Source organism: Geodermatophilus sp. SYSU D00696, from assembly GCF_054050235.1.
In genome coordinates, this window is record NZ_JBJGYY010000020.1 from 45,721 (window position 1) to 69,784 (window position 24,064).

The window sequence follows — 24,064 nt, forward strand, 5'->3', positions numbered from 1 at the left end:
CAGCGCCAGCACGACGCAGTAGGCGACGCCGCCGAGGACGGTCAGCAGGTAGCCCAGGAACACGGCACGGACGGCGTTCACGAGCCCTCCACCAGGCAGTCGTAGCGGTCCTCGTCCGAGGGCGCGCACCCGGCCGCGGCGACCCGCCAGCCGTCGGCGGTCTCGGTGAGGAACAGCGTGTCGTCGTCCAGGCGCACCTGCGCCTCCGAGCCCCAGACCTGGGCCGACACCACGTCGCCGCGGCCGAGCTCCAGGTCCTCGAGCGCCGTGGCGCAGCCGGTCGGCTCCTCGTGCTCGAGGCTGGAGACCGCGGCCTCGGTCAGGAGTGTGCAGCGGACGACGGAGTCGCCGGCGGCGAAGTCCCCGGCCACCTGCTCCACGGCGGGCAGGTGCACGTCGGAGCACCCGCTCAGCAGCAGGGCACCGAGGGCCGGCCACAGCGCTGTCGCACGCACGGATCGCCGCCTCCTCCCGTCCCCGGGGGCCGCGTCTGCTCCGCGTCCGGGTCCGATCCTGTTCCCCGACAGAAGGGGCCGCCACTCCTGGTGATCACCCGATCGGGTCGCGGGGTCGAGCACTACGGTGACGGCGTGGCGCGGGTGGTGGTCGTCGGTGCCGGGCTCGGCGGCCTGGCCGCGGCGGCCCGGCTGGCCGCGCTGGGCCACGGGGTCACGGTGCTGGAGCAGGCCGACACCGTGGGCGGCAAGCTCGGCTGGTACGAGCGCGACGGGCACGCCTTCGACACCGGCCCCAGCCTGGTCACGCTGCCGCAGGTGCTGCAGGACCTGTTCGACGCCACCGGCGGCCCGCTGGAGGACGCCGTCGACCTGGTCCGGCTCGACCCCGCCGTCGCCTACCGGTTCGCCGACGGCACCCGGCTGGCCGTGCCCGGTTCCCTCGAGGCGGTGCCGGCCGCGCTCGACGCGGCGCTCGGTGACGGCGCGGGCGCGCAGTGGCGGGCCCTGCTCGACCGCGCCGAGGCGATGTGGGCGATCACCGAGCAGCCGTTCCTGCGCTCGCCGCTGCGCGGGGCCGCGACCCTCGCCCGGCTGGCCCGCGACCCCGCCGACGTCGGCACCGTGGCCCCCTGGCAGACGCTGCGCGGCCTGGGCGCCCGGCACCTGCGCGACCCGCGGCTGCGGGTGCTGCTCGACCGCTACGCCACCTACTCCGGCTCCGATCCCCGGCGGGCGCCGGCGGTGCTGGCCACCGTGCCGTGGGTGGAGCAGGCCTTCGGCTCCTGGTACGTCCGCGGCGGGCTGCACCGGCTGGCCACCGCGGTGGCCGACCGGGCGCGCGAGCGCGGGGCCGAGGTGCGCACCGGCACGCCGGTGCGGCGGGTGCTCAGCGACGGCGGCCGGGTGTCGGGGGTGGAGCTCGCCGACGGCGGGGAGGTGACCGCCGACGTCGTGGTGTCCGGCGCCGACGCCACCGCCCTCTACGCCGGGCTGCTGCCGCCCTCCCGGCGCACCCGCGCGGTGCGGCGCGGCCTGACCCGGGCCACGCCGTCGCTGTCGGGGTTCGTGCTGCTGCTGGCGCTGCGCGGCCGCACGCCCGGCCTGGCGCACCACACCGTCGCCTTCCCGGCCGACTACGACGCGGAGTTCGACGCCGTCTTCGGCACCGGCCGGCACCGCGGCGTCCCCTGCCCGGTGCCCGACCCGACCATCTACGTCAGCGCGCCCGACGACCCCGCCACCCGGCCCGACGACGACAGCGAGTCCTGGTTCGTCCTGGTCAACGCGCCGCGCCACGACCCCGACGCCGGCGTCGACTGGGACGCCCCCGGACTGTCCGACCGCTACGCCACCCGGGTGCTGAAGGCCATGGCCGCGCGCGGGCTCGACGTGCGCGACCGGGTGCGCTGGTGCGTGGCCCGCACGCCGGCCGACCTGGCCCGGGAGACCGGCAGCGTCGGTGGCTCGATCTACGGCACGTCGAGCAACGGCGCACGCGCGGCGTTCCTCCGGCCGGGCAACGCCGCGCCGGTGCGGGGGCTCTACCTGGTCGGCGGCTCCTCCCACCCCGGGGGCGGGCTGCCGCTGGTCACCCTGTCCGCCGAGATCGTCGCGGGGCTGGTCGGGCCCGCCTGACCGCACGTGCGAGGGTTCCCCGGTGCGCACCGACCCGCCCGAGAACGCGTCCGAGACCGTGCAGCTGACCGGCTTCCTCGCCTACCAGCGGGAGACGCTCCTGCACAAGACCGAGGGTCTGACCCGCGAGCAGCTGGGCCGGACGCACCCGCCGTCCTCGCTGACCCTGGCCGGCCTGCTCTACCACCTGGCGCTGGTGGAGGAGAGCTGGGCCGTGGAGCGGTTCTCCGGGGAGCGCATCCCCGAGCCGTGGGCCGACGTCGACTGGGACGCGACGCCGGACTGGGAGTTCGACGAGGCCCTGGGCCTGGAGCCCGAGGCGCTGCGCGAGCGCTACCGGGAGGCCGGCCGGCGCACCGACGCCGTGGTCGCCGCCACCGGGGACCTCGACGCGCTGTCGGCGGTCCCGCTGCGCAACGGCGGTGCGTTCAGCCTGCGCTGGATGCTGCTGCACCTGGTCGAGGAGACCGCCCGGCACAACGGGCACGCCGACCTGCTCCGGGAGGCGGTCGACGGCGCGGTCGGCGAGTGAGCCGCCCGGGTCAGCCGCGGGCGGCGCCGACGCCGAGCACCGCGGCCAGCCCCAGCGCGCTGCGCGGCGCGTAGGCCGCCCGCCACAGCCCGCCGTGGACGGCGGCGTGCGCCTCGTCCTGCCACGGGTGGTCGTGCCGCGGGCCGCCGCCGGTGTGCAGGTCGTGGACCAGCAGCGCGGCCATGAGCACGTTGGACGTCGCCGGCTCGAACACCTCGACGCCGAACCGGTGCGCCCCGGCGTAGGCGGCGGCCAGCGCCCGGTTCTTCACCACCGAGCGGGTGCGGGTGGGCGGGGCGACGTTCAGCGACACCGTCGTCCCGGCCGCCCGCGCGACCGTGGCCCGCCACCGCTGCAGCCGCTTGGCCAGCGCGTAGTTCGGGCCCTGCTGCGGGACCAGCGCGTCGTGCAGGCCGGGGTCGGCGCCGGGCACGTACCCGCGCTGCAGCAGCCGGCCGGCCGAGAGGGTCCGCAGCGGCCGGCCGAGCAGCTTGCCCACCCGCGAGCGCCCCTCGTAGGCGCGCACCGACTGCGCCACGGCCTCGCCCGGGACGACGAAGACGTCGGTGGGGGTGGCGAGAAAGGCCAGCGCGGCCTCGGGCCGGGCGGCCTGCACCCGCAGGGTGAGCGCGTCGACGGCGGCCGAGACGCGGACGTTCGTGGCGCCGTCGGCGTAGACGTAGTTGCCGAGCACCGGCTCGCCGGGCAGGTCGGCGAGCCAGTCGGCGACGGCCGGCACCTCGCGCACCAGGTCGGCGCCGGCGCCCTCGGGCAGCCCGCCGCCCGCGGTGGGCACCAGCAGCCGGCCGGCCCCGCGGCGCGCGGTGTCGAGGACCCGCCGCCACAGGTCGGGCCGGGGCAGGTCGACGGCGGCCACCGTGGCGCCCCAGCGCAGCAGCGCGGTGAGCGGGCCCATCTCCGCGCCGGCGCCGAGGACGGCGACCGTGCGGCCGGGCAGCGCCAGCCACTCGGGGTGGGCGGCGACCTCGCGGACCGCCGCGGCCGCCGTGGGCTCCAGGACCCCGCCCTCCACCCAGGTGTCGAGTCGCCGGGTCAACTCGTCGCCGGCCAGCCGCCGGCCGTGGAAGGGCAGTGTGAAGGCGCGCTCGGGCTCGCCGCGGCCGGTGACCTCGCCGGTGGTCAGGGCCCGGCCTGCCGGTGCGGTGAGCAGCGTCCCCAGCGGCTGCTCTGTGCCACCTCCGGCGACCCGCAGCCGGCCGTGGACGGCGTCGAGCCCGGCGCCGGCGATGGTGCGGGCCGCCTCGGCGGAGGCGAGTCCGGCCTCGACCAGCCGGCGGAAGTGGGTGAGGTACCCGGTCCGCCAGTTGGTCTCCTGCTCGGCCGCGCGGGCGCCGACCGGGTCGACCGGGCGCAGCGCGTCGGCCACCACCGCCCGGCCGACCGCGGCGGTGCTGCGCCGCCCGTCGGGGCCGGCCGGGAAGACGACGCCGGTGTCGTCGGTGGTCATCGGGCTCCTCGGTCGGCGGTGGGCGGGAGCGGGTCGAGAGGCGCCCCGGCCTCCAGCCAGCGCAACAGCGTGCGGGCGCCGAACCCGGTGCCGCCCTTGACCACCTCGGCGTCGTCGGCGGCGGCGCGGGCGGGACCGGCGACGTCGAGGTGGGCCCACGGCAGGTCGCCGGCGAAGGGCCGCAGGAACAGTGCGGCGGTGGTGCCGCCGGGGTTGCCCGGAGCGTTGTTGGCGTCGGCGACGTCGCTGTCGAGCAGGTCGGCGTAGTCCTCGGCCAGGGGCATCCGCCACACCCGTTCGCCGGCGTGCAGGGCGGCGGTGCCCAGGGCGTCGGCCAGCCCGTCGGTGGTGGCGTAGAGGCCGGCCGTGCGGGTGCCGAGCGCGACCTTCATCGCGCCGGTCAGGGTGGCGATGTCGACCAGCACGGTGGCGCCCAGCGACAGCCGCGCGTGGGCCAGGCCGTCGGCGAGCACCATGCGGCCCTCGGCGTCGGTGTTCTGCACCTCGGTGGTGCGCCCGCCGACGTGCCGGACGACGTCACCGGGGCGGTAGGACGACCCCGAGACGGCGTTCTCCGCGGCCGGGACGACGGCGGTCACCGCGACCGGGAGCTCCAGGCGTGCGGCGGCGTCGAGCGCGGCCAGCACCGCCGCTCCCCCGGCCATGTCGGTCTTCATCTCGCGCATGCCGGCGTTGGGCTTGATCGAGATGCCGCCGGTGTCGAAGGTGATGCCCTTGCCCACCAGCACGGGGTGGGCCGGGCCGGCGCCGGGCGGTGCGTAGGTGGCGACGACGACCCGCGGCGGGGACGCCGAGCCACCGCCCACGGCCAGCACGCCGCCGAAGCCGCCCGCGACGAGCTCCTCGGGGCCCAGCACGGTGACGGTGACGTGCGGCAGGCCCGCCAGCCGCTCGACGGCCTGCCCGGCCAGCCAGGCGGGGTCCTTGGTGTTGCTGGGCGTGTTGACCAGGTCGCGGGCCCAGGCGACGGCGCGGCCGGTGACCTCGCCCGCGCGGGCGGCGGCGCTGACCGCGGGGTCGGCGGCGTCGGCGGCGACCACGGCGACGGTGTCCAGCCGCGGCGGGTGCGGCTTCGACGTCTCGCGGAACCGGTAGCCGCCGAGCAGGGCGGCCTCGACGGCGGCGCGCACCTCGTCGGCGCCGGCCGGGGCGAGGGCGGCGTCGAGGGGCAGCACCAGGCGCGTGGCACCGTGCTCGGCGAGGCTCTGCGCGCGGCGGACGGCGGCGGCGACGTAGGTGCGCAGGTGCGGCAGCGTCCCGTCGCCGAGCCCGACGGCGACGACGCTGCGCGGGCGGCGGCCGGGGACCGGCAGGTCGGTGACCGTGCCGGGCTTGCCGGTGTTGCCGGTGTCGGCCAGCGCGGCGGAGAGCAGCCGGGCCGGGACCGGTGGGAGGGAGCCGAACGCCGGTGCGGTCAGCCAGGGCGGCAGCGCCGCGCCGGTGCCGACGGGGACGGCCAGGACGTCGTCCTCGCCGAGCCGGGGCAGGGAGGTCAGCAGTTCGACCCGCGGCAAGGGTGCGGCCCCGGTCGCCGGCGTGCTGCCGGCGGCCGGGGCCGCGTCGTCCTGCGCGGGGCTGCCCGGGGGCAGGCTCGCGGGGGCGTTCAGCTGGTCGCGCCCTTCAGGGCCTCGGAGAGCGCCGCGGCCTCGTCCGGGGACAGCTCGACGACGAGCCGGCCACCGCCCTCGAGCGGCACCCGCATGACCAGGCCGCGCCCCTCCTTGGTGACCTCCAGGGGACCTTCACCCGTGCGCGGCTTCATGGCCGCCATGCGTGCCTCCTTCGCCGGCCACCCGCCGCCCCCTTCGGCTGCGGTGTGGCTGTTCATCGGTGCTGAGCTCTCGGCACATGATCCCGTATCCCCGCCGCGGAACCAACACGAGCCCCTTCAGGGGGTCGCCCGGAAGCAGGTCACGACGTGGTCGTCCACCATGCCGGTGGCCTGCATGAGCGCGTAGGCGGTGGTCGGCCCGACGAAGACGAAGCCCCGCCGCTTGAGCTCCTTCGCCATCGCCGTGGACTCCGAGGTGGTGGCCGGGACGTCGGCCAGCGTGGCCGGGCGGGGGCGCGGCCCGGCGGGCGCGAAGGACCACAGCAGGTCGGACAGCCCCCCGGGGACCTGCTGGGCGGCGCGGGCGTTGCGGACCGCGGCGGCGATCTTGGCGCGGTTGCGGACGATGCCGCTGTCGGCCATCAAGCGCGCCTCGTCGTCGGGGGTGAACTCCGCGACCGCCTCGATGGAGAAACCGGCGAACGCGGCCCGGAACGCGGGTCGCTTGCGCAGGATGGTGATCCAGGACAGGCCGGACTGGAACGCCTCGAGGCAGAGCCGCTCGAACAGCGCGTCGTCGCCGCGCAGCGGGGTGCCCCACTCCTCGTCGTGGTAGCGCTGGTACTCCGGCGTGCTGTCCCCCCACGCACAGCGCACCAGGTCAGCGGTCGGCGCGGGTTCCACGCCGTGGACGCTAGCGCCGTCCGACGACGTCATGCCGCGGGAGCCAGCGGTGCGGGGACGGTGATCTCGGTGCCGTCGGGTCGCCAGGTGCGCCACCGCCCGTCGGGTTGCCGTTCGATGCGGAAGCCGTGGTGGACCTGGGTGTGGTGCCGTTCGCACAGCAGCGCGCTGTTGGCCAGGCTGGTCTCGCCGCCGTCGATCCAGTGCACCAGGTGGTGCACGTCCGCCCAGTGACTCGGGGCGTCACAGCCGGTGAACACACAACCCCCGTCGCGCGCCTCCACCGCCCGCCGGATCGCCGGGGTCACCACCCGCTTGGTCCGGCCCACGTCCAGCGGCTGTCCCTCCGGGCCGATGACGATCCGGGTGACCTGCCCGTCGCAGGCCAGCCACCGGGCCCGGGCGGCGGAGATCGTCGCCCCGAACCCCATCGTCCCGGCGACCGGGCCGGTGGCCGGGTCGGCCAGGTCGTCGAGGTCGACCCGCACCGCGATGTGCGGCTTGACGGTGCGCAGCACCGGCAACGCACCGGAGGCCAGGACGTTGTCGGCCAGTTGCACCAGCGCGTCACCCTGCCGCTGGGCCCGGGTCCGCTCGTTCCCGGCCGGCCGGTCGGCCTGCACGTGCGCCTCGAGGGCGGCCTGCACCTTCTCCCCACCCACGGCATCCAGGTGCCCGCGGAAGCTCACGCTGCCATCGGCGTGCTTGACCACCGTCAGCGACCGGCCCTCGGTCGGATCGGGTTCGGGCCCGTCGGGGTCGCAGGCGTGCTCGTAGTGCTGGACCACCGTCACCAGCGCGGCGTGGTCCTGCTCGACCGCCACCCCGGTGAGCACCCCGTCGACCTCGCCCAGGTCGACCCCGGCGGCGGCGAACGCCGCCCGCCGCTTCGGGGTGAGCAGCCCGGCGGCCTCGGCGACCTGGGCCACGGTCACCCAGCCGGCGTCATGGGCCTCGGCGAGGGCCGGCAGGTGCTCCAGCGCCCGGCCGTTGCCGACCAGCCGCGCCGCTTCTGACCCGGACAGCCGGCAGTGCCCGCGCAGCCACGACGCCATGCTCTTCTGCCCGTCCCGCTCGGGCGCCTGCGCCAGCTCCGCCGCCCGCACCCGGCGGGCCAGGGCGGCATCGATCCGGTTGCGCTCGGCGACCAGCGCGGCGACGTCGTCCAGGACGTCACCGGCCTCCCAACCACTCGAACGCATGATCGAATAGTAGCCCAGCGGAGGCCCGCACACCATTCGAATCCCCAGGTCAGGGACCCGTCCACAGATCCGCGGACCACCTCGACGAGGCTGTCGAGGCATCGGCGCCGCCCCGCCGCCGTCAGGTGCCATTAGCGCTACAAAGGCCCCCTCAGGGCACCGGCGACTCCACCGGAGCCGGCGCCGGGACATTGCGGCGGGTGGCGAGCACGCAGCCGACCAGCACCAGCGGCAGCCCCACCGCCAGGCCGAGGGTGAAGGGCTCGTCGAGCAGCAGGACCCCGGCGACCACGGCGACCGCCGGGTTGACGAAGGTGATCACCAGCGCCCGCTGCGGGCCGGCCTCGCGGATCAGCGCGAAGAACAGCACCAGCGCCAGCGCGGTGCACACCACGCCGAGGGCCACCAGCGACCCGAGCGCCTGTGGCGACGCCGCCGTCACCTCGTCCAGGCGGGGCAGGGCGAACGGCGCGTAGACCACCGCCGTGACCACCAGCGCCACCGCGCTGACCGCCACCCCCGGGACGTCGCCGAGCGCGCGGCTGGCCACCAATGGCGCCGTCCCGTAGCCGATCACGACGAGCACCACGGCCAGCACCGGCAGCAGCGCGATGCCCTCGACGTCGAACCCGAGCAGCGCCACGATGCCCAGGACGCCGAGCCCCATGCCCGCCAGCCGCACCGGCGTCAGCCGCTCCTCCTCGCCGAGCAGCCGCGCGGCCAGCGCCGCCACGAACGGCACAGAGGCCACCAGCAGCCCGGTCAGCGAGCTCGACAGCGACACCTCGGCGTAGGACAGCAGCAGCCAGGGCGCGGTCATCTCCAGCACCGTGAACAGCAGCAGCGCGCGCCAGTGCCGCAGCGCCGGCCGGACCTGGCCGCGGGCGAGCACCCACGGCAGCAGCAGCGCCGCCCCGACGACGCACCGCACGAAGACCAGGACGACCGGCGACACCTCGTCGACCGCGACCTTGATCAGCAGGTAGGGCACGCCCCAGATGACCGACATCGCCAGGAACAGGGCCCACCCGCGACGACTCACCGCGACATCCTCACCGATGCGGCGGACGTTCCCGTTGCCATCCCCGCCGACCGGCGCTGGACTCGGTGCCGTGGACCCGGGCCAGCGCTTCGACCTCCTCGTGGAGGCCCTCGCCACACGGCCGGGGGTCGGTCCGCCCGGCGCGGGCGGGCGGCGGGGCTTCGGCTCGGCCGCGCTCACCGTCGACGGGTCGATCTTCGCGATGGTCGTCGGCGGGGCGCTGGTGTTCAAGCTGCCGCGGCACCGGGTGGAGGGCCTGGTCGCCGCCGGCACCGGGCTGCCCTTCGCGGCGGCCAACGGCACCCCGATGCGGGAGTGGGTCGCGCTCGACCACGGCACGCCGGAGTCCGACCTCGCGCTCGCCGAGGAGGCCATGGCGTTCGTGGCCTCCCGCCGGCGGGCCTGAGAGGCTCCGGGCGTGGACCGGGCGGGCTACGGCACCTTCGTCGTCTTCGCCGCGCTCCTGACCCTCGCACCGGGGCCCGACTCCGCCGTCGTCGTCCGGAACACCCTGGCGGGCGGACGACGGCGCGGCGGCTGGTGCGCCGTCGGCGTCACGGCCTCCAACGCGGTGCAGGGCGCCGCGGCCGCGGCCGGGCTGGCCGCGGTGGTCGTCCGGGTCGAGCCGCTGTTCCAGGTGGTCCGCTGGGTGGGCATCGCCTACCTGGTGTCCCTCGCGGTGCAGGCGTTCGCCTCCGCCGTGCGCGGGCGCTACCCCGACCTCGACGACGGCAGCCCGGAGGCCCCGCGCGCGGCGTGGACCGGTTTCCGGCAGGGGTTCCTCACCAACGTGACCAACCCGAAGGTGCTGGCGTTCTACCTGGCCGTGCTGCCGCAGTTCCTGTCCCCGGACACCGGCGCGCCGGTGCTGCTGGCGTACGCCCTCACCCACGCGGTCCTGGGGCTGGCGTGGCTGGGTGCGCTGGTCGCCGGGCTCCACCTCGCGCGGCGGGTGCTCACCCGGCGGCCGGTCCGGCGGGCCCTCGACGCGGTCACCGGGTGCGCCCTCCTCGCGTTCGGCGCCCGGCTGGCGACCTCCCGGGCGTGAGTCAGGCGACCGGCCAGGCCACCTCGACGTGCGGCTCGTCGGGGGCCACGTCGCGGTCGCTCAGGTAGACCTCGGCAGGGCTGCCCGCCCGCTCCAGGCCGCGGGCGTCCACCCAGGCGCCGACGGCGTCGTAGGCCCGCAGGATGCCGGGGAACTCCGCCTGCCGCCGTGACAGGCAGGTGACCGCCTCCCGCCCGGCCTGCTGCAGCCGGATCCGCAGCTCACCGGCCGGCTCCACCCGGCCGGTGAACGGGCGCACCACCTCCACCGGGCCGTCGCCGTCCTCGGTGACCATGCCGTGGTAGACGACGCGCAGCGGGCCGGCCGGGACGGCGCCCGACCGCGCCAGGTGCGCGTCGATCTCCTCTGACGCGCCGGTGATGAAGTCCTCGAGCTCGTCGACGGTCAGCCGCCGCTCGGCGGTCAGCACCGTTTGCTCGGCCACCTCGCGCAGGGTCACCTCGGTCACGTCATCCTCCTCGTCGTCCGGTTCCACGGTCAGGGCACCCACCCACGTCCGGCGTCGTCGCAGGTCCTCCTCGACGCCGTCCCACCACCGCGCCACGGCCGCCCGCCGGGCCGCCGGGTCCAGGTCGACGACCTCGCGCACCCGGGCCAGTGGCATGCCGGCGCGGCGCAGCGCGGCGATGAGGCGGGCGCGGTCCACCTGCGCGGCCGCGTAGCCGCGGTAGCCGGTCCAGGGGTCGACGGCGTCGGGTACCAGCAGCCCCTGCTCGGCGTAGAGCCGCAGCGCCTTCGCCGACAGCCGGGTGCGGCGCAGGAACTCCCCCGACCGCAGCAGGTCTCCGCTCATGCCCCGAGCGTGCGGCACGCCCCTGGGGCCGGGTCCAGCCGGAGCCCGTTTCCCGCCGGTGCGGCGCGGGCAGCGCCCGGGGACGCCAGACGACGGGAGGCCCCGTGGCCGACGCACTCCCCCGCCCTCCGGCCCGGCGACGGCTGCTGGTCTCCGGCCTGCTGCTCGGGCTGGGCACCGCCGGTGCGGTCGACGAGATCGTGTTCCACCAGCTGCTGCACTGGCACCACTTCTACGACCGGGCCAGCGGGGCGGCCGGCCTGGTCTCCGACGGCGTGCTGCACGCGGCCACGTTCTCCGCCGCCGTCGCCGGCATGGCGCTGCTGGCCGACGCGCGCCGCCGCGGGCCGTTCGTGCCCGCGCTGTGGTGGGGCGCGGTGCTCACCGCCGCCGGCGCGTTCCAGGTCTGGGACGGGCTGGTGCACCACAAGCTGCTGCGGCTGCACCAGGTCCGCTACGGCGTCGACCCGACCGGCTACGACATCGGCTGGATCGTCCCCGGACTGGTCCTGCTGGCCGCCGGGGTCGGGCTGCTGCTGCGCTCCCGCGCCCGGCCCGCCCGGGTCCGGTGACCGCCGCCGCCCTCGCCGTCCTGCTCGGCGCGGGCGCGGCCTACGTCGCGGCCACCTGGCGCTGCCGCGCCCCGTGGCCGCTGGCCCGGACGGCGGCCTGGCTGGCGGGCGTGGCCACCGCCGCGGCGGCCGTCGCCGGGCCGCTGGACGCCCACGGCGACCTGCGCGCGCACATGGCCGGCCACCTGCTGCTGGGCATGGCCGCCCCACTGCTGCTGGTCCTCGGCGCCCCGGTGACCCTGGCGCTGCGGGCCCTGCCGCGGGACGGCGCCCGGCGGCTGGCGCGGCTGCTGCGCGCCGCCCCGCTGCGGTGGCTCGCCGACCCGCTCGTCGCCGTGCCGGTCAACGCGGCGGGGCTGTGGGTGCTGTACGGGAGCGGCCTGCACGCCGCGGCCGGGCACTCCCCCGGCCTGGCGGCGTTCCTCGCGCTGCACGTGCTGGTCAGCGGCTACCTCGCCACGGCCGCGGTGCTCGCCGTCGACCCCGCGCCGCACCGCCGGGGCGTGGGCGTGCGGGCCACGGCGCTGGCCGCGGGTGCCGCCGCGCACGACGTGCTGGCCAAGGTGCTCTACGCGCACCCGCCGGCCGGCGTGGTCGGCGCCGAGGCGGGCGCCCGGCTGATGTACGACGGCGGCACGGTGCTCACGCTGGTCACCGCCGCGCTGCTGTGGCAGCGCTGGTACGCCAGCCGCGATGCTGTCCGGGCGGCCGTTCAGCCGGGGTAGGCGCGGGCGAAGCGGGCGAACCGGCGCAGCGCGACGCGGAAGCCGAGGACGACGAACGGGCGCGCCAGCGGCCAGCCGAGCCGGCCGAGCAGACCGAAGGGCGGGTACCACCGTTCGGTCAGGACCAGGTCGGTGCCGCCCCCGGCGGGCGTGAGCTCGAAGATGCCCGGCCCGCGCACGATCCGGCCGGTGTGCTGGACGACCACGCGGCGCGGCGGGTCCCACTCGGTGACCACCATCGTGTCGAGCACGCCGAGGTGCCGGCCGCGCCGCCACGGCAGCGGGACGCCGGTGCGCGCGGCCAGCCGCACGCCGACGCCCTCCTCCGCGGCGGTGACCACCTCGACGTCGGTGGCCGGCATCCACCGCCCCTGCGCGCGCCAGTCGGTGAGCGCCGCCCACACCTGCTCGGGCGGCGCCGCCACGCGGACCGGCAGGACCAGCTCAGGCACCGTCGCGCGCTCCCTCGTCCACGGCCGGTCCTTCGCCCCCGGGCCCGCTCCCGGACGCGCCGTCGGCCGGGAGGGCGAGGCCGGGGTCGGTGTCGGCGTCGGCTGCCCCGGCGGGCCGCCGGTCGCGCAGCGCGGCGATCACCTCGTCGCGCTCCTCCAGCGCCTGGGCCAGCTGCTCGAGCAGCCAGTCCACCTCGGTCATGCGGTAGCCGCGCACGGCCACCGAGACCTGCAGCGCGCGGACGTCCTCCCCGGTCACCGGCCGGTCGTCGGGCAGCTCGACCGGCGAGCGGTCCAGCTCGGCCGGCGGCTGGGTCTCGCCGCGGCCGAGGAGCAGCGACCCGCCGAGGAACAGCAGCGCGCCGACGACGGCGACCGCGGCGATCCCGACCAGGAGGGACAGCACCGGCGTCCTCAGCCCTCGACGGGCTCGACCGGCGGACTCAGCGGCGCCCGCATCCCGCCGCCGCCGTCGCCGGCGGTGCGGGCGGTCTCGGCCTCGCGGATCCGGGCGAGCACCTCGTCGACGTCGTCGGTGACGGTGAACAGGTCGAGGTCACCGGCGCTGATGGTGCCCGACTCGAGCAGGCTGCCGCGGATCCAGTCGACCAGCCCGCTCCAGTACTCGGTGCCGAAGAGGACCACCGGGAAGCGGGTCACCTTGCGGGTCTGCACCAGGGTCAGCGCCTCGAACAGCTCGTCGAGGGTGCCGAAGCCGCCGGGCAGGATCACGAAGGCCTGCGCGTACTTCACGAACATCGTCTTGCGGACGAAGAAGTAGCGGAAGCTGATGCCGAGGTCGACCCACTCGTTGAGCTCCTGCTCGAACGGCAGCTCGATGCCCAGGCCGACCGACAGCCCGCCGGCCTCCGACGCGCCGCGGTTGGCCGCCTCCATGGCGCCGGGCCCGCCGCCGGTGACGACGGCGTAGCCGGCCTCGGCCAGCGCCGCGCCGATCCGCACCCCGGCCGCGTAGTGCGGGTGGTCGGGCTTGGTGCGGGCGCTGCCGAAGACGCTCACCGCGCGGGGCAGCTCGGCCAGCAGGCCGAAGCCCTCGACGAACTCCGACTGGATGCGCAGCACCCGCCACGGGTCGGTGTGCACCCAGTCGGTGGGCCCGCGCCGGTCGAGCAGGCGCTGGTCGGTCGTCGTCCCGACCGTCTGGGGGTCCGGCTCGCCGCCGCGCAGCATCACCGGGCCGCGGTGGCGCGTCGGGCGCGGCTTCCGGGCGCCGTCGGGCGGGGGGATGGTGGTCATGCGGTCGCTCCTCGGGCGGTCGGCGCCGACAGGTAGGCGGTCAGGGCGTCCTCGGCCGGCTGCAGCCGCTCGACCAGGACCGACTCCTCGCGGGTGTGCGCGAGCTGCGGGTCGCCCGGGCCGTAGTTCACCGCCGGGATGCCCAGCGCGGCGAAGCGGGCGACGTCGGTCCAGCCGAGCTTGGCCCGGGCCGGGCGGCCGACGGCGGCGACGAAGGCCGCAGCGGCCGGCTCGGTCAGCCCCGGCAGGGCGCCGCCGGCGTTGTCGGTGACGGTCAGCGTGGCGCCGGCGGCGATCGCGTCGGCGAACACCTCGCGCACGTGCGCCTCGGCGGCGTCCTCGTCCCGGTCGGGCGCGTAGCGGAAGTTCACCGTCACCCGGCACTCGTCGGGGACCACGTTGCCCGCGACGCCGCCCTCGATCCCCACCGCGTTGAGGCCCTCACGGTAGGTGCAGCCGTCGATCTCGACCTGCCGCGCCTCGTAGGCGGCCAGCGTCGCGAGGATGCCGGCGGCACCGTGGACCGCGTTCACCCCGAGCCAGCCGCGCGCGCTGTGCGCCCGGCGGCCGGTCACCTCCAGCACCGCCCGCAGCGTGCCCTGGCAGCCGGCCTCGATCTCGCCGTCGGTGGGCTCGAGCAGGACGGCGAGGTCGCCGTAGACCCAGCCGCGGCGCTCGCGGACGACCCGGCCGAGGCCGCTCTTGACCGACTCGACCTCCTCGTTGTCGTAGAAGACGAACGTCAGGTCGTGCGCGGGCTCGGCGCCGGGGACACCGAAGCGGCCGGCCAGCCGCAGCATCACCGCGTCGCCGGACTTCATGTCGCTGGTGCCGCAGCCGAACAGCCGCCCGTCCTCGAGCCGGCTGGGCACGTTGCCGGCGATCGGCACGGTGTCCAGGTGCCCGGCGAGCACGATCCGGGTGTCGCGGCCCAGCGAGGTGCGGGCGAGCACCGTGTCGCCGACCCGCTCGACCTCCAGCCCACCCAGGGTCCGCAACGCGGCCTCGACGGCGTCGGCCAGCGCGCGCTCGTCGCCGGACACCGACGGGGTGTCGACCAGCGCGCGGGTGACGGTCAGGACGTCGGCGGTCAGGTCCAGGTCGGGCGCGCCGGTCACGGTGCCCGAGCCTACGGGCGGTCCCGGGCGTCCCGCTGGACCACGCCGGGTGCCGGGGGCGGCGCGCTGGAGGACCGCACGACCAGCTCGGTCGACAGGGTCTCGGAGGCCGGGTCCTCGCCGGCGAGCAGGGCCAGCAGCTGCTCACCGACCCGCACGCCCTTGTCCCGCAGCGGCTGGCGCACCGTCGTCAGCCCGGCCCGGGCGGCGGCGCCGGTGTCGTCGAAGCCGGTCACCGTGAGGTCGCCCGGCACGTCCAGGCCCGCCTCGGCGGCACCCTGGACCACCCCGAGCGCAAGCTCGTCGCTCATGGCCAGCACCGCCGTCGGCCCCGCCGGCAGGAGCTCACCGAGGGCCCGCACCCCCTCGGCGGAGGCGTTGTGCGGGCACTCGTGCACGGGCACGTCGGCCCAGTCCAGCCCGGCCGCCTCCACCGCGGCGCGGTACCCGGCCAGCCGGTCACGGGTGACGCTGAACGTCGCCCGCTCCTGCCGCCCGGCGTCGGCCGGTCCCTGCGCGCCGTCCGCCGCCAGCTCGAAGGCGACCACGGCCAGCCGGCGGTGGCCCAGGCCCAGCACGTGCCCGGCGACGGCGCGGGCGCCGGCCGCGTCGTCGACCCGCACCCCGGGGACGCCGGCCAGGGCGGGCTGGTCCACGGTGACCAGCGGCAGGCCCCGCTCCCGGACCGCCGCGAGCGCGGGGTCGTCGTCGGGCAGGGAGTAGGCGACGACGGCGTCGACGACGGCCGCCCGCACCGCGTCGGGAGGAGGCCCACCGCCGGTCCGGGCGCCGGGGAGCACGAGCAACGCGTAGCCCTCGTCCTCGACCGCCTCGGCCAGCCCGTCGAGGAAGACCGCGGCGGCGGGGTCGCTGAAGGCGTAGCCGAGCCGGTCGCCGAGCATCACGCCCAGCGAGCCCGACCGGCCGCGGCGCAGCGCACTGCCCGCCGGGCTCGGTCCCGGGTAGCCGATCGCGCCCGCGGTGGCGAGGACCCGCTCCCGCAGCTCGGCGCTGAGCTGGTCGGGCCGGTTGTAGGCGTTCGACGCCGTCGAGCGGCTGACCCCGGCGGCGGCCGCGAGGTCGCGCAGGGTCGGTCGTCGTGGCACGGCGGCAGGCTACGGCCTACGCTGGCAGCATGGTTCTGGATCGATCCAGAAGTGCGGTCGCCGACGCGCGTCTCGCCGTCTCCGCGATCTTCTTCGTCAACGGCGCGGTGTTCGCCAACTGGGTGACCCGCATCCCCGCCGTGAGCGATCGCACCGGCGCCGGCCCGGGCGCGCTCGGCCTGGCCCTGCTCTGCATCGCGGTCGGCTCGATCGCCGCCATGTCGCTGGCCGGCCGGGTCATCGACCGGTACGGATCGGCCCGGGTCACCGTGCTCACCGGCCTGGGGACGGCGGCCGCGGTCACGCTGCCCGGACAGGTCACCGGCGTGGTCCCGCTCGGGGCGGTGCTGCTCGTCTACGGCGCCGTCTTCGGCGTGCTCGACGTGGCGATGAACGTCGGCGCGGTGCAGGTGGTCCGGCAGGCGGGGCGGCCGCTCATGCCCTCCTTCCACGCGGCCTTCAGCCTGGGCGGGCTGGCCGGGGCCGGCACCGGCGCGCTCGCCGCCGGGGCCGGGATGCCGCCGTCCTGGCACCTGGGCCTGGTCGGCGTGGCGGCCGCCGCCGGCGTCCTGGCCGTCGCGTCCCGCCTGCCGGCCGACGTCCCGGAGGACCGCCCCGAGGGGTCGGGCGACCGCAGCGCCTGGCGGTCCCGCGCGGTGTGGGTGTTCGGCCTGATCGCCCTGTTCGCGGCCTTCAGCGAGGGGGCCATGGCCGACTGGACCGCGCTGTTCCTCCGCGACGTGGCCGGCGCCGGCGACGGCGTCGCGGCGCTGGGCTACGCGGCCTTCGCGCTGAGCATGACCGTCGCCCGGCTGGCCGGGGAGCTGCTGCTCGCCCGGCTCGGGCGGGCCCGCGCCCTGGCCGCCTCCGGGGTCGTCGCCACCGCCGGGGTGCTGCTCGCGGTCACGGTGGCCACCCCGGCCGCGGCCCTGATCGGCTTCGGCCTGGCCGGGCTGGGACTGGCCACCGCCTTCCCCGTCGCCATGCAGGGCGGCGCCGAGGCGGTGCCCGGCGGCCGCGGGGTGTCGGCGGTGTCGGTGATCGGCTACGCGGGGTTCCTCGCCGGGCCGCCGCTGATCGGGCTGCTCGCCGAGGCGGTCGGCCTGCGCTGGGCGCTGTCGAGCGTGGCGGCGCTGAGCCTGCTCGGCGCCGTCGTCGGTGCCCGCGCCCCGCGCTCCCCCGCCGCCGTGGGTGCGGTGCCCCGGGAGCGCGCGGAGTGTGCTCGGTAGCGTCGGCGGCGTGACCGCTCCCGCCGCCCGCTCCGCCGTCGCCGCCGGTCTCGCGACCGTGACCACCTCCGGCACCGTCCTCGACACGTGGTACCCCGCGCCCGCGCTGGGCGGCGAGGGGCCGTCGGGGACGCAGCAGCTGGGCACCCTGGAGCTGGAGGGCGAGCTGGGCCCGGAGTTCTCCGGCCTGGTGCGCACCGACGACGCCCGCGGCGTGCAGGTGGTCGGGGTCCGCACCACGATCGCCGACCTCGCCGCCCCGCCGGCCGACACCCACGACGTCTACCTCCGGCTGCACCTGCTCTCGCACCGGCTCGTGCGGCCGCACGAGGTCAACACCGACGGCGTGTTCGGCCTGCTGGCCAACGTGGCCTGGACCAGCGCCGGCCCGGTGCTGGCCACCGAGCTGACCCCGGCCCGCCGGGCAGTGCTGCGCGCCGCCCACGGCAGCCTGACCGTGCTGTCGGTGGACAAGTTCCCGCGGATGGTCGACTACGTCGTCCCCGCAGGCGTGCGGGTCGCCGACGCCGACCGGGTCCGGCTGGGCGCTCACCTGGCCGAGGGCACGACGGTCATGCACGAGGGCTTCGTCAACTACAACGCCGGCACGCTGGGCCCCTCGATGGTCGAGGGCCGGATCAGCGCGGGCGTCGTCGTCGGCGCCGACAGCGACGTCGGCGGCGGCGCCTCGATCATGGGCACGCTGTCGGGGGGTGGCAAGGAGGTCGTCTCGATCGGCCGCGGCTGCCTGCTCGGCGCCAACGCCGGCATCGGCATCTCGCTGGGCGACGACTGCGTCGTCGAGGCCGGCTGCTACGTCACCGCCGGCTCGCGGGTGACCCTGCCCGACGGCTCGGTGGTCAAGGCCCGCGAGCTCTCCGGCCGCGACGGGTTGCTGTTCCGCCGCAACAGCGTCTCCGGCGCGCTGGAGGCCCTGCCCCGCACCGGCACCTGGGGCGAGCTGAACGCCGCGCTGCACGCGAACGACTAGCCCGGAGGCCCGTCAGGTGAGGTTCGCGGGCGGAGCGGCGGGGACGTCGAGGTGCTCGAGCAGCGCGACGGCGAACTCCTGCGGCCGCTCGACGTGCGGGGAGTGGCCGACGCCGGGCAGCACGACCTCGCGGTAGGCGCCGCCGGAGGCCGCGTACCGGTCGAGCACCGCGCGGGTCTGGGCGACCATCGGCTGCGGCGGGCACAGCTCCGCGCCGGGCCAGCCGGGCACCGCGCCCAGCTGGCCCAGGAAGGCCAGGTCGAACGCCGAGGTGTCGGAGACGATCGCGTCGGCGTCGCCCCGGATCCACAGCACCGGCGGTCGCACCGGCAGGTCCACGACGCCCGAGACGTCGAACACCGTCGGCGCCATCGTGTTGAGCACCCCGCGCGTGCCCGGCGCCGTCCCCGGCCACGAGTCGCTCGGGACCGCGTCACCCGGGTAGTGGTCCGCACCGGTGCGGGTCGACAGCATCGCGGCGACGAACACGTCCTCGAGTGCCGGGTCCAGCGGCAGCGACCCGGGCGCCACGTAGAACGCCCGCAGGATCGACCGGGGACCGGTCGGGGCGGCGTCGGAGGTGTCGCCGGCGGCCAGCGCCGCCACGAACTCCGGGTTGGCCGCTCCCCCGCCCGAGCCCGCACCGTCCTCGGACAGCCGGCGCCCCTCCGGGCCGGCGGTGCCACCGAACCCGTACGGCGAGACGGGGGCGACCAGGGCGACCGAGGCCACCCGCGACGGCGCGTCGAGCAGGTACTGCAGGACGACGCCGGCGCCCATGCTCCAGCCGACCAGGTGCACCCGGTCCAGGCCCAGCGCGTCGACCAGCGCGGCGAGGTCGTCGGCCCAGTCCCGCACGCCGCGGCGCGCGTCGACCGGCAGCGGGTCGGTGTCGCCGTACCCGCGCAGGTCGACGGCGAGCACGCGGTGCCGGCCGGCGTCGTGCAGCGTCCGCAGCGTCGGCTGCCAGAACAGCGCCGAGCTCACGTTGCCGTGCACGAGCAGCACCGCCTCGCCCGGCCCGGCCGGGTCCGTCCCCTCGGCGTGCAGCACGTTCTGCACCAGCCGGGCGGTGGGGACCCTGGTGGCGGTGACCCCGGGGAGCAGGAGGTCGGGCACGGCGGTACTCCTCGAGTCGGGGGCGGCGGCGGCCACACGCTAGCGGGGACGGCGCCCGCGCGGAGGCGCCTCGCCGGACCGCCTCGCCGGACCGCCGACGTCCAGGGAGCTGCCAGGCGGCCGACCTACAGTCGACGGCGATGACCAGCGCACGGACCGGCTCGCGCCCCGCGGCCAGGCGGCCCGCGGCGAAGCGGCCCCCGGCCCGGCGGCCCGCGGCGAAGCGCCCGCAGGCCGCGCGCCGGCGCGGCTCGTCGAGCCCGTGGGCGCTGCGCTACTGGTGGCCGGCGATGGTCCTGGGCGTCGCGATGGTCCTCGCCCTGGCCTGGCGGGCCGAGCGCTCCGCCCCCGCCCCGACGACGGCGCTCTGCACGGTGCCGTCCACGTCGGTCACCCTGGGCGCCGAGCAGTGGGCCAACGCGCAGGTCATCGCCGACGTCGGCCGGCAGCGCGGGCTGCCCGAGCGGGCGGTGGTCATCGCGCTGGCGACGGCGATGCAGGAGTCGACGCTGCGCAACCTGGACTACGGCGACCGCGACTCGCTGGGCCTGTTCCAGCAGCGGCCCTCGCAGGGGTGGGGCACACCCGCGCAGGTGCAGGACCCGGTCTACGCCGCCGGGAGGTTCTACGACCACCTCGTCGAGGTCCCCGGCTGGGAGACCCGCCGGCTCACCGACGCCGCGGACACCGTCCAGCGCTCGGCGTTCCCGGAGGCCTACCAGCGCTGGGAGGCCTTCGCCCAGTCGCTGACGGCGGCACTGCGCTCCGACGACCGGGAGCGCAACTGCGGCTGACCCGGTCAGTACACCCGGTTGCGCCCCCTGCCGTACAGCTCGGGCCGGTCGAAGGCCGCCGGCATCCCGGCGGAACCGGCGAGGCTGCGGCCGCGGTGCAGGCGCGCCTCGAGGGCGACCAGCGCGGCGAGCGCGGCGACGGGGACGAGCAGGAACAGGACGAGCAGCACGGCGGGCCTCCGCGGTGGGGCCGGGCGGGCTGCCCGGCGGCTGGCACCACCGTCGCGCCCGGCCCTTGCGACCCTCTGGCGGCCGACCGACGCCGACTTGCGGGCCACTAGTGGCCGGTGCGCGGTACCGCGCGCTCAGGCGGTCAGGCGCTGCACCGCGGCGTCGATGCGCTCGTCGGTGGCGGTCAGCGCCATCCGCACGTGCCGGGCACCGGCCGGGCCGTAGAAGGAGCCGGGCGCCGGGACGATGCCCAGGCCGGCCAGCCAGTCGACGGTGGCCCAGCAGTCCTCGTCGCGGGTGACCCACAGGTACAGGCCCGCCTCGGAGTGGTCGATGCGCGCGCCGGTGGCCCGGACCGCCGCGGCCAGCCGCTCCCGGCGCCGGCCGTACCGCTCGCGCTGGGCGTCGACGTGGGCGTCGTCGGCCAGCGCCGCGGTCATGGCCGCCTGCACCGGGCCGGGGACCAGCAGGCCCAGGTGCCGGCGCACCTCCCACACGCGCCGGACGAGCACGGGGTCGCCCGAGAGCAGACCGGCGCGGTAGCCGGCCGCCGTCGACTGCTTGGACAGCGAGTGGACGGCCAGCAGGCCGGTGTGGTCGGCGCCGGCGACGGCGGGGTGCAGCAGCGAGCGCGGCTGCACGTCCCAGCCGAGGGTGGCGTAGCACTCGTCGGCGACCACCGGGACGCCGTGCGCCCGCCCCCAGGCCACCCAGCCGCGCAGCTGCTCGTCGGAGAGCACGCGGCCGTGCGGGTTGCCCGGGGAGTTGAGCCAGACCAGGACGATCCCGGCGGCGTCGTCGGGTGGGGTGTCGGTGCGGCGCACGGCCAGCCCGGCGAGGACCGCGCCCACCTCGTAGGTCGGGTAGGCGACCTCGGGGATGACGACGGTGCCCTCGCGCAGGCCGAGCAGCGTGGGCATGAGCGCCACGAGCTCCTTGGAGCCGATCGTCGGGACGACCGACGGGTCGGCGCCGAGCGGGTCGGCGAGGGTCACGCCGAGGCGGCGCTGCAGCCACCCGGCCGCGGCCTGGCGCAGCTCACGGGTGCCCAGGGCCATCGGGTAGCCCGGGGCGTCGCCGGCCGCGGCCAGCGCGGTGCGCAGGACGTCGGGGGTGGGGTCGACCGGCGTCCCGATGGACAGGTCGACGAGGCCGCCCGGGTGCCGCGCCGCGCGGGCCCGGGCGGCCTCGAGGCTGTCCCAGGGGAAGTCGGGCAGGCGGCCGGCCGCCGGCCCCGCCGCGGTGGTCGTCAGTGTCCCTCGCCCTGCGGCGGGAGGGCGGCCACCAGCGGGTGGTCGGTGCCGATCCGGCCGGTCTTCGCCGCCCCGCCGGGGCTGCCCAGGTCGGTGAAGAACTCCACGTTGGCGTTGTAGAAGTCCTTCCACTTGTCCGGGACGTCGTCCTCGTAGTAGATGGCCTCCACGGGGCAGACCGGCTCGCACGCACCGCAGTCGACGCACTCGTCGGGGTGGATGTAGAGCATCCGGTCGCCCTCGTAGATGCAGTCCACCGGACACTCGTCGATGCACGCCTTGTCGAGGACGTCGACGCAGGCCTGGGTGATCACGTAGGTCACGGTGGGTCCTCCCGGGGGACGTGCGGGCAGCGCCCCGGCTCGCGGCCGGGCTCGCGCGTGTCGCCCGTCAGTATGGCCCCGTGGCGCGGCCCCGGGCTCGACGGGTGGGGCGCCCGACCCGGTCGGGGGAGCCCGGCCGCGTGCGCGCAGGATCGCCGCATGGGACAGAGCCGCTCGCCGCTGGGGGTCGCCGACCTGGAGCGGGTCGCCGCCCGTGGCTGGCGCGCCCCGGAGGAGGCGGACCTGGGCGGCTGGCTGCTGCGCGCCGGCGGCGGTTTCACCGGCCGGGCCAACACCGCGCTCGTCACCGGCGATCCCGACCTGCCCCTTCCCGAGGCGACGGCGGCGGTCAGCGACTGGTACCGCGCCCGCGGGCTGCGGCCGGGCGCCCAGCTGCCGGGCGTGCGGTCACGTCCCGTCGACGCCGTCCTGGCCGCGGCCGGGTGGGAGCGGGGCGAGGACGTCCTGGTGCTCACCGCGCCGCTGGTCCCCGGCCCCGCGGACGGCGTGCCGGTCGAGCTGGCGCCGGCCCCGGACGACGCCTGGCTGGCGGCCTACCGCGGGCCCGCCCCCACCGCCGCGGCCCGCGCGGTGCTCACCAACGCCGAGGCGGTGGTGTTCGCGGCGGTGCGCCCGGACCCCGCCGTCGCGCCGGTCGCCGTCGCCCGGGGTGTGGTGACCGGCGAGTGGCTGGGCGTCGGCGCGCTCACGGTGGCCGAGGACGCCCGCCGCCGCGGCCTGGCGACGGCGGTCATGGGCGCGCTCACGCGCTGGGGCGCCGGCCGGGGGGCGCGGTGGGTGTACCTGCAGGTGGCGGCGTCGAACTCCCCGGCGCGGGCGCTCTACCGCCGCACCGGCTACGTCGAGCACCACCGCTACCACTACCGCTGGGCACCCGACGGCGCCTGAGGACGCGGCGCAGCCACCACCCGGCCGACGGCGAGCGCGGCCCCGACCACGCCCAGGCCGAGGAAGGCGAGGGTCACCGCGCCCAGCGCACCGGTGCCCACGGCGACGAGGTCGCCCTCGGGACGGCGCACGGTGGCGGCCAGGGCGACCGACAGCCACGTCACCGCCGGGAGGACGGCGACCACCCGGGAGCCGGTGAGCCGGAACGTGAGCGTCACCAGCAGGGGGTTGCCCACGAGGGCGGCGAGCACCGACAGCGGCACCAGGACGCCGGCCACGCGCAGCGGCAGCCAGAACACCTGGACCAGCGCCAGCCAGCCGGCGAGGGCGACCGCCGCGACCGCGGCGGCGGTCAGCGCGGCGGCCCGGGTCATCCGGTCACGCCGGCGAACAGGTCGTCCTCCCAGCCGTTCGGCGCCTCCCCCGTCGCCCCCCGCTCCCCGCGGACCAGCCGGTAGTACTCCACGCCGAGCACCTCCTGGCCGAAGTTGTTCGACAGGGCGAAGAACGGCCCGTCCACGGTGATCTGGGTGGCGTGCGCGCGCATGGCCGCCTCCTTCGCGCCGGCATGGGCGCGGCCGTCGACCGCGGCGGTGACCAGCTCGTCGGGGACGGCGAAGGGGATGTCGTCGACCTCCCCGAGCTGGTCGAAGGGTGAGGCCTCCCCCAGCGCGGCCATCGCCTCGGCGCCCTCGCGCAGCACCGAGCGCGGCACGCAGCACCAGTAGACCTTGGCGACGTCCCACGCCGCGCCCAGCTCGGGGCGGTAGCCGGGGTCCGCGGCGGCCTCGACGGCGGCCATCGCGACCCGGTGGGCCTGGATGTGGTCGGGGTGGCCGTACCCACCCCGCTCGTCGTAGGTGACGACGACCTGCGGCCGGACCTCCCGGACCACGGCCGCCGCGTACGCCACGGCCTCGTCGAGGTCGGCGTTCCAGAAGGCGTGGGGCTTCGTGTTCGCCGGGGTCCCCATCATCCCGGAGTCCCGGTAGCGGCCGGGCCCGCCGAGGAAGCGCCAGTCGGTGACGCCGAGCGCGTCCATGGCCGCCCGCAGCTCCGTGATCCGGTACCCGCCGAGCTGGTCGGCGTGCTCGGGCCCGAGCAGCTCGAGCTCCGGGACGAGGACCTCGCCCTCCTCGCCCAGCGTGCAGGTCAGCAGGGTGACCTGTGCGCCCTCGGCGACGTACCGGGCCATCGTGGCGCCGTTGTTGATCGTCTCGTCGTCGGGGTGGGCGTGCACGAGCAGCAGGCGTCGGTCGGCGGTCACGAGGGGACATTCTCCCCCGGCCGCCGGGACGGGCGGCGGGACGGGCCTGGCGGCGAGACGGGCCGGGCGGCGGGACGGGCCGGGCGGCGAGACGGGCCGGGCG

At 77.2% G+C, this 24,064-nt stretch carries 29 protein-coding genes; 10 read left to right on the forward strand and 19 right to left on the reverse strand.

Translation table 11 applies throughout. From position 1 onward, the window contains the following. Positions 1 to 77: 77 nt before the first annotated feature. Complete coding sequence (locus ACI79O_RS14175; RefSeq protein WP_456888522.1) at positions 78 to 455, reverse strand: hypothetical protein; 378 nt, start codon at positions 453 to 455, stop codon at positions 78 to 80. A gap of 135 nt (positions 456 to 590) precedes the next feature. On the opposite strand from ACI79O_RS14175, the gene ACI79O_RS14180 reads away from it, so the two are divergent. Both ACI79O_RS14180 and ACI79O_RS14185 read left to right on the forward strand, forming a co-directional pair. Further along, positions 591 to 2,093, forward strand: coding sequence for a phytoene desaturase family protein (locus ACI79O_RS14180; protein ID WP_456914471.1), 1,503 nt, complete (start codon positions 591 to 593; stop codon positions 2,091 to 2,093). A gap of 22 nt (positions 2,094 to 2,115) precedes the next feature. Then, a complete protein-coding gene (locus ACI79O_RS14185) occupies positions 2,116 to 2,625 on the forward strand; it encodes a DinB family protein (RefSeq protein ID WP_456873908.1) in 510 nt (169 codons plus the stop codon). Between the two features lie 10 nt (positions 2,626 to 2,635). On the opposite strand, the gene ACI79O_RS14190 is transcribed toward ACI79O_RS14185, so the two are convergent. From ACI79O_RS14190 to ACI79O_RS14215, 6 genes are all read right to left on the reverse strand, one after another. Beyond that, positions 2,636 to 4,093 (reverse strand): hypothetical protein, encoded by a 1,458-nt coding sequence (locus tag ACI79O_RS14190; protein ID WP_456914472.1) that lies wholly within the window; start codon positions 4,091 to 4,093, stop codon positions 2,636 to 2,638. Continuing rightward, on the reverse strand, positions 4,090 to 5,628 hold the full coding sequence (locus ACI79O_RS14195) for a leucyl aminopeptidase family protein (protein ID WP_456914473.1): 1,539 nt from the start codon (positions 5,626 to 5,628) through the stop codon (positions 4,090 to 4,092). Before ACI79O_RS14195 ends, ACI79O_RS14190 begins: the two co-directional genes overlap by 4 nt. Positions 5,629 to 5,717: 89 nt before the next feature. Continuing rightward, positions 5,718 to 5,885 (reverse strand): DUF3117 domain-containing protein, encoded by a 168-nt coding sequence (locus ACI79O_RS14200; RefSeq protein ID WP_012947303.1) that lies wholly within the window; start codon positions 5,883 to 5,885, stop codon positions 5,718 to 5,720. 117 nt (positions 5,886 to 6,002) lie between these two features. Further along, positions 6,003 to 6,569: a DNA-3-methyladenine glycosylase I gene (locus tag ACI79O_RS14205; protein ID WP_456914474.1), complete on the reverse strand. Its 567-nt coding sequence runs from the start codon at positions 6,567 to 6,569 to the stop codon at positions 6,003 to 6,005. A gap of 29 nt (positions 6,570 to 6,598) precedes the next feature. After that, a complete protein-coding gene (locus ACI79O_RS14210; RefSeq protein ID WP_456914475.1) occupies positions 6,599 to 7,771 on the reverse strand; it encodes a DUF222 domain-containing protein in 1,173 nt (390 codons plus the stop codon). 151 nt (positions 7,772 to 7,922) lie between these two features. Beyond that, positions 7,923 to 8,813 (reverse strand): DMT family transporter, encoded by an 891-nt coding sequence (locus ACI79O_RS14215; protein ID WP_456888537.1) that lies wholly within the window; start codon positions 8,811 to 8,813, stop codon positions 7,923 to 7,925. Between the two features lie 70 nt (positions 8,814 to 8,883). Between ACI79O_RS14215 and ACI79O_RS14220 the strand changes: the two genes are divergently transcribed. Beyond that, positions 8,884 to 9,219 (forward strand): TfoX/Sxy family protein, encoded by a 336-nt coding sequence (locus tag ACI79O_RS14220; RefSeq protein WP_456873902.1) that lies wholly within the window; start codon positions 8,884 to 8,886, stop codon positions 9,217 to 9,219. Positions 9,220 to 9,231: 12 nt separating this feature from the next. Continuing rightward, a complete protein-coding gene (locus ACI79O_RS14225; RefSeq protein WP_456914476.1) occupies positions 9,232 to 9,861 on the forward strand; it encodes a LysE family translocator in 630 nt (209 codons plus the stop codon). Between the two features lies 1 nt (position 9,862). On the opposite strand, the gene ACI79O_RS14230 is transcribed toward ACI79O_RS14225, so the two are convergent. Then, entirely contained in the window at positions 9,863 to 10,675 is an 813-nt protein-coding gene (locus ACI79O_RS14230) for a MerR family transcriptional regulator (protein WP_456888543.1), read from the reverse strand. Between the two features lie 104 nt (positions 10,676 to 10,779). On the opposite strand from ACI79O_RS14230, the gene ACI79O_RS14235 reads away from it, so the two are divergent. Further along, positions 10,780 to 11,247, forward strand: coding sequence for a DUF2243 domain-containing protein (locus ACI79O_RS14235; protein WP_456914477.1), 468 nt, complete (start codon positions 10,780 to 10,782; stop codon positions 11,245 to 11,247). After that, entirely contained in the window at positions 11,244 to 11,972 is a 729-nt protein-coding gene (locus ACI79O_RS14240; RefSeq protein ID WP_456914478.1) for a cytochrome c oxidase assembly protein, read from the forward strand. Before ACI79O_RS14235 ends, ACI79O_RS14240 begins: the two co-directional genes overlap by 4 nt. Here the strand turns inward: ACI79O_RS14240 and ACI79O_RS14245 are convergent. Genes ACI79O_RS14245 through ACI79O_RS14265 form a run of 5 tightly spaced genes read right to left on the reverse strand, consistent with a single transcriptional unit; the run spans position 11,960 to position 15,905 of the window. Next, a complete protein-coding gene (locus ACI79O_RS14245; protein WP_456888553.1) occupies positions 11,960 to 12,424 on the reverse strand; it encodes an SRPBCC family protein in 465 nt (154 codons plus the stop codon). The genes ACI79O_RS14240 and ACI79O_RS14245 overlap by 13 nt on opposite strands. Continuing rightward, on the reverse strand, positions 12,417 to 12,830 hold the full coding sequence (locus ACI79O_RS14250) for a DivIVA domain-containing protein (RefSeq protein ID WP_456888557.1): 414 nt from the start codon (positions 12,828 to 12,830) through the stop codon (positions 12,417 to 12,419). Before ACI79O_RS14250 ends, ACI79O_RS14245 begins: the two co-directional genes overlap by 8 nt. Positions 12,831 to 12,838: 8 nt before the next feature. Continuing rightward, the gene (locus tag ACI79O_RS14255; RefSeq protein WP_456888559.1) at positions 12,839 to 13,681 is read right to left on the reverse strand and encodes an LOG family protein; all 843 of its coding nucleotides are present in this window, start codon (positions 13,679 to 13,681) and stop codon (positions 12,839 to 12,841) included. Continuing rightward, positions 13,678 to 14,799 carry a succinyl-diaminopimelate desuccinylase gene (gene dapE / locus ACI79O_RS14260; RefSeq protein ID WP_456914479.1) on the reverse strand — a complete coding sequence of 374 codons (1,122 nt, stop codon included), beginning with the start codon at positions 14,797 to 14,799 and terminating at the stop codon, positions 13,678 to 13,680. The genes ACI79O_RS14255 and dapE overlap by 4 nt, the downstream gene beginning before the upstream one ends. 11 nt (positions 14,800 to 14,810) lie before the next feature. Further along, the gene (locus tag ACI79O_RS14265) at positions 14,811 to 15,905 is read right to left on the reverse strand and encodes a LacI family DNA-binding transcriptional regulator (RefSeq protein WP_456914480.1); all 1,095 of its coding nucleotides are present in this window, start codon (positions 15,903 to 15,905) and stop codon (positions 14,811 to 14,813) included. Positions 15,906 to 15,934: 29 nt separating this feature from the next. On the opposite strand from ACI79O_RS14265, the gene ACI79O_RS14270 reads away from it, so the two are divergent. Both ACI79O_RS14270 and dapD read left to right on the forward strand, forming a co-directional pair. Continuing rightward, positions 15,935 to 17,134, forward strand: coding sequence for an MFS transporter (locus tag ACI79O_RS14270; protein ID WP_456888565.1), 1,200 nt, complete (start codon positions 15,935 to 15,937; stop codon positions 17,132 to 17,134). A gap of 10 nt (positions 17,135 to 17,144) precedes the next feature. Next, positions 17,145 to 18,125, forward strand: coding sequence for a 2,3,4,5-tetrahydropyridine-2,6-dicarboxylate N-succinyltransferase (gene dapD, locus ACI79O_RS14275; RefSeq protein ID WP_456873891.1), 981 nt, complete (start codon positions 17,145 to 17,147; stop codon positions 18,123 to 18,125). A gap of 12 nt (positions 18,126 to 18,137) precedes the next feature. On the opposite strand, the gene ACI79O_RS14280 is transcribed toward dapD, so the two are convergent. Next, on the reverse strand, positions 18,138 to 19,244 hold the full coding sequence (locus ACI79O_RS14280; protein WP_456888567.1) for an alpha/beta fold hydrolase: 1,107 nt from the start codon (positions 19,242 to 19,244) through the stop codon (positions 18,138 to 18,140). A gap of 140 nt (positions 19,245 to 19,384) precedes the next feature. On the opposite strand from ACI79O_RS14280, the gene ACI79O_RS14285 reads away from it, so the two are divergent. Next, on the forward strand, positions 19,385 to 20,038 hold the full coding sequence (locus tag ACI79O_RS14285) for a hypothetical protein (protein ID WP_456914481.1): 654 nt from the start codon (positions 19,385 to 19,387) through the stop codon (positions 20,036 to 20,038). 5 nt (positions 20,039 to 20,043) lie between these two features. Here ACI79O_RS14285 and ACI79O_RS14290 read toward each other — a convergent pair whose 3' ends face one another. The 3 genes from ACI79O_RS14290 to fdxA form a co-directional block, all read right to left on the reverse strand. Next, positions 20,044 to 20,208, reverse strand: a complete 165-nt coding sequence (locus ACI79O_RS14290; RefSeq protein WP_456888572.1) for a hypothetical protein — start codon at positions 20,206 to 20,208, stop codon at positions 20,044 to 20,046. Positions 20,209 to 20,343: 135 nt separating this feature from the next. Further along, positions 20,344 to 21,462 (reverse strand): succinyldiaminopimelate transaminase, encoded by a 1,119-nt coding sequence (dapC, locus tag ACI79O_RS14295; RefSeq protein ID WP_456888588.1) that lies wholly within the window; start codon positions 21,460 to 21,462, stop codon positions 20,344 to 20,346. Next, positions 21,459 to 21,785 carry a ferredoxin gene (fdxA, locus tag ACI79O_RS14300; RefSeq protein ID WP_456888575.1) on the reverse strand — a complete coding sequence of 109 codons (327 nt, stop codon included), beginning with the start codon at positions 21,783 to 21,785 and terminating at the stop codon, positions 21,459 to 21,461. Before fdxA ends, dapC begins: the two co-directional genes overlap by 4 nt. A gap of 159 nt (positions 21,786 to 21,944) precedes the next feature. Here fdxA and ACI79O_RS14305 point away from each other — a divergent pair, with 159 nt between their 5' ends. Next, the gene (locus ACI79O_RS14305; protein WP_456914482.1) at positions 21,945 to 22,694 is read left to right on the forward strand and encodes a GNAT family N-acetyltransferase; all 750 of its coding nucleotides are present in this window, start codon (positions 21,945 to 21,947) and stop codon (positions 22,692 to 22,694) included. On the opposite strand, the gene ACI79O_RS14310 is transcribed toward ACI79O_RS14305, so the two are convergent. Together ACI79O_RS14310 and mshB are read right to left on the reverse strand one after the other, a co-directional pair. After that, a complete protein-coding gene (locus tag ACI79O_RS14310; RefSeq protein ID WP_456888579.1) occupies positions 22,667 to 23,068 on the reverse strand; it encodes a hypothetical protein in 402 nt (133 codons plus the stop codon). The two genes, ACI79O_RS14305 and ACI79O_RS14310, sit on opposite strands and share 28 nt — an antisense overlap. After that, positions 23,065 to 23,961 (reverse strand): N-acetyl-1-D-myo-inositol-2-amino-2-deoxy-alpha-D-glucopyranoside deacetylase, encoded by an 897-nt coding sequence (gene mshB, locus ACI79O_RS14315; RefSeq protein WP_456914483.1) that lies wholly within the window; start codon positions 23,959 to 23,961, stop codon positions 23,065 to 23,067. The genes ACI79O_RS14310 and mshB overlap by 4 nt, the downstream gene beginning before the upstream one ends. Positions 23,962 to 24,064: the final 103 nt, after the last annotated feature.

Coding starts and splice junctions, on each gene's coding strand:
- ACI79O_RS14190 (WP_456914472.1), bottom strand. CDS start 4,093: ATGACCACCGACGACACCGGCGTCGTCTTCCCGGCCGGCCCCGACGGG.
- ACI79O_RS14200 (WP_012947303.1), bottom strand. CDS start 5,885: ATGGCGGCCATGAAGCCGCGCACGGGTGAAGGTCCCCTGGAGGTCACC.
- ACI79O_RS14210 (WP_456914475.1), bottom strand. CDS start 7,771: ATGCGTTCGAGTGGTTGGGAGGCCGGTGACGTCCTGGACGACGTCGCC.
- ACI79O_RS14230 (WP_456888543.1), bottom strand. CDS start 10,675: ATGAGCGGAGACCTGCTGCGGTCGGGGGAGTTCCTGCGCCGCACCCGG.
- ACI79O_RS14255 (WP_456888559.1), bottom strand. CDS start 13,681: ATGACCACCATCCCCCCGCCCGACGGCGCCCGGAAGCCGCGCCCGACG.
- ACI79O_RS14270 (WP_456888565.1), top strand. CDS start 15,935: ATGGTTCTGGATCGATCCAGAAGTGCGGTCGCCGACGCGCGTCTCGCC.
- ACI79O_RS14285 (WP_456914481.1), top strand. CDS start 19,385: ATGACCAGCGCACGGACCGGCTCGCGCCCCGCGGCCAGGCGGCCCGCG.
- ACI79O_RS14305 (WP_456914482.1), top strand. CDS start 21,945: ATGGGACAGAGCCGCTCGCCGCTGGGGGTCGCCGACCTGGAGCGGGTC.
- ACI79O_RS14310 (WP_456888579.1), bottom strand. CDS start 23,068: ATGACCCGGGCCGCCGCGCTGACCGCCGCCGCGGTCGCGGCGGTCGCC.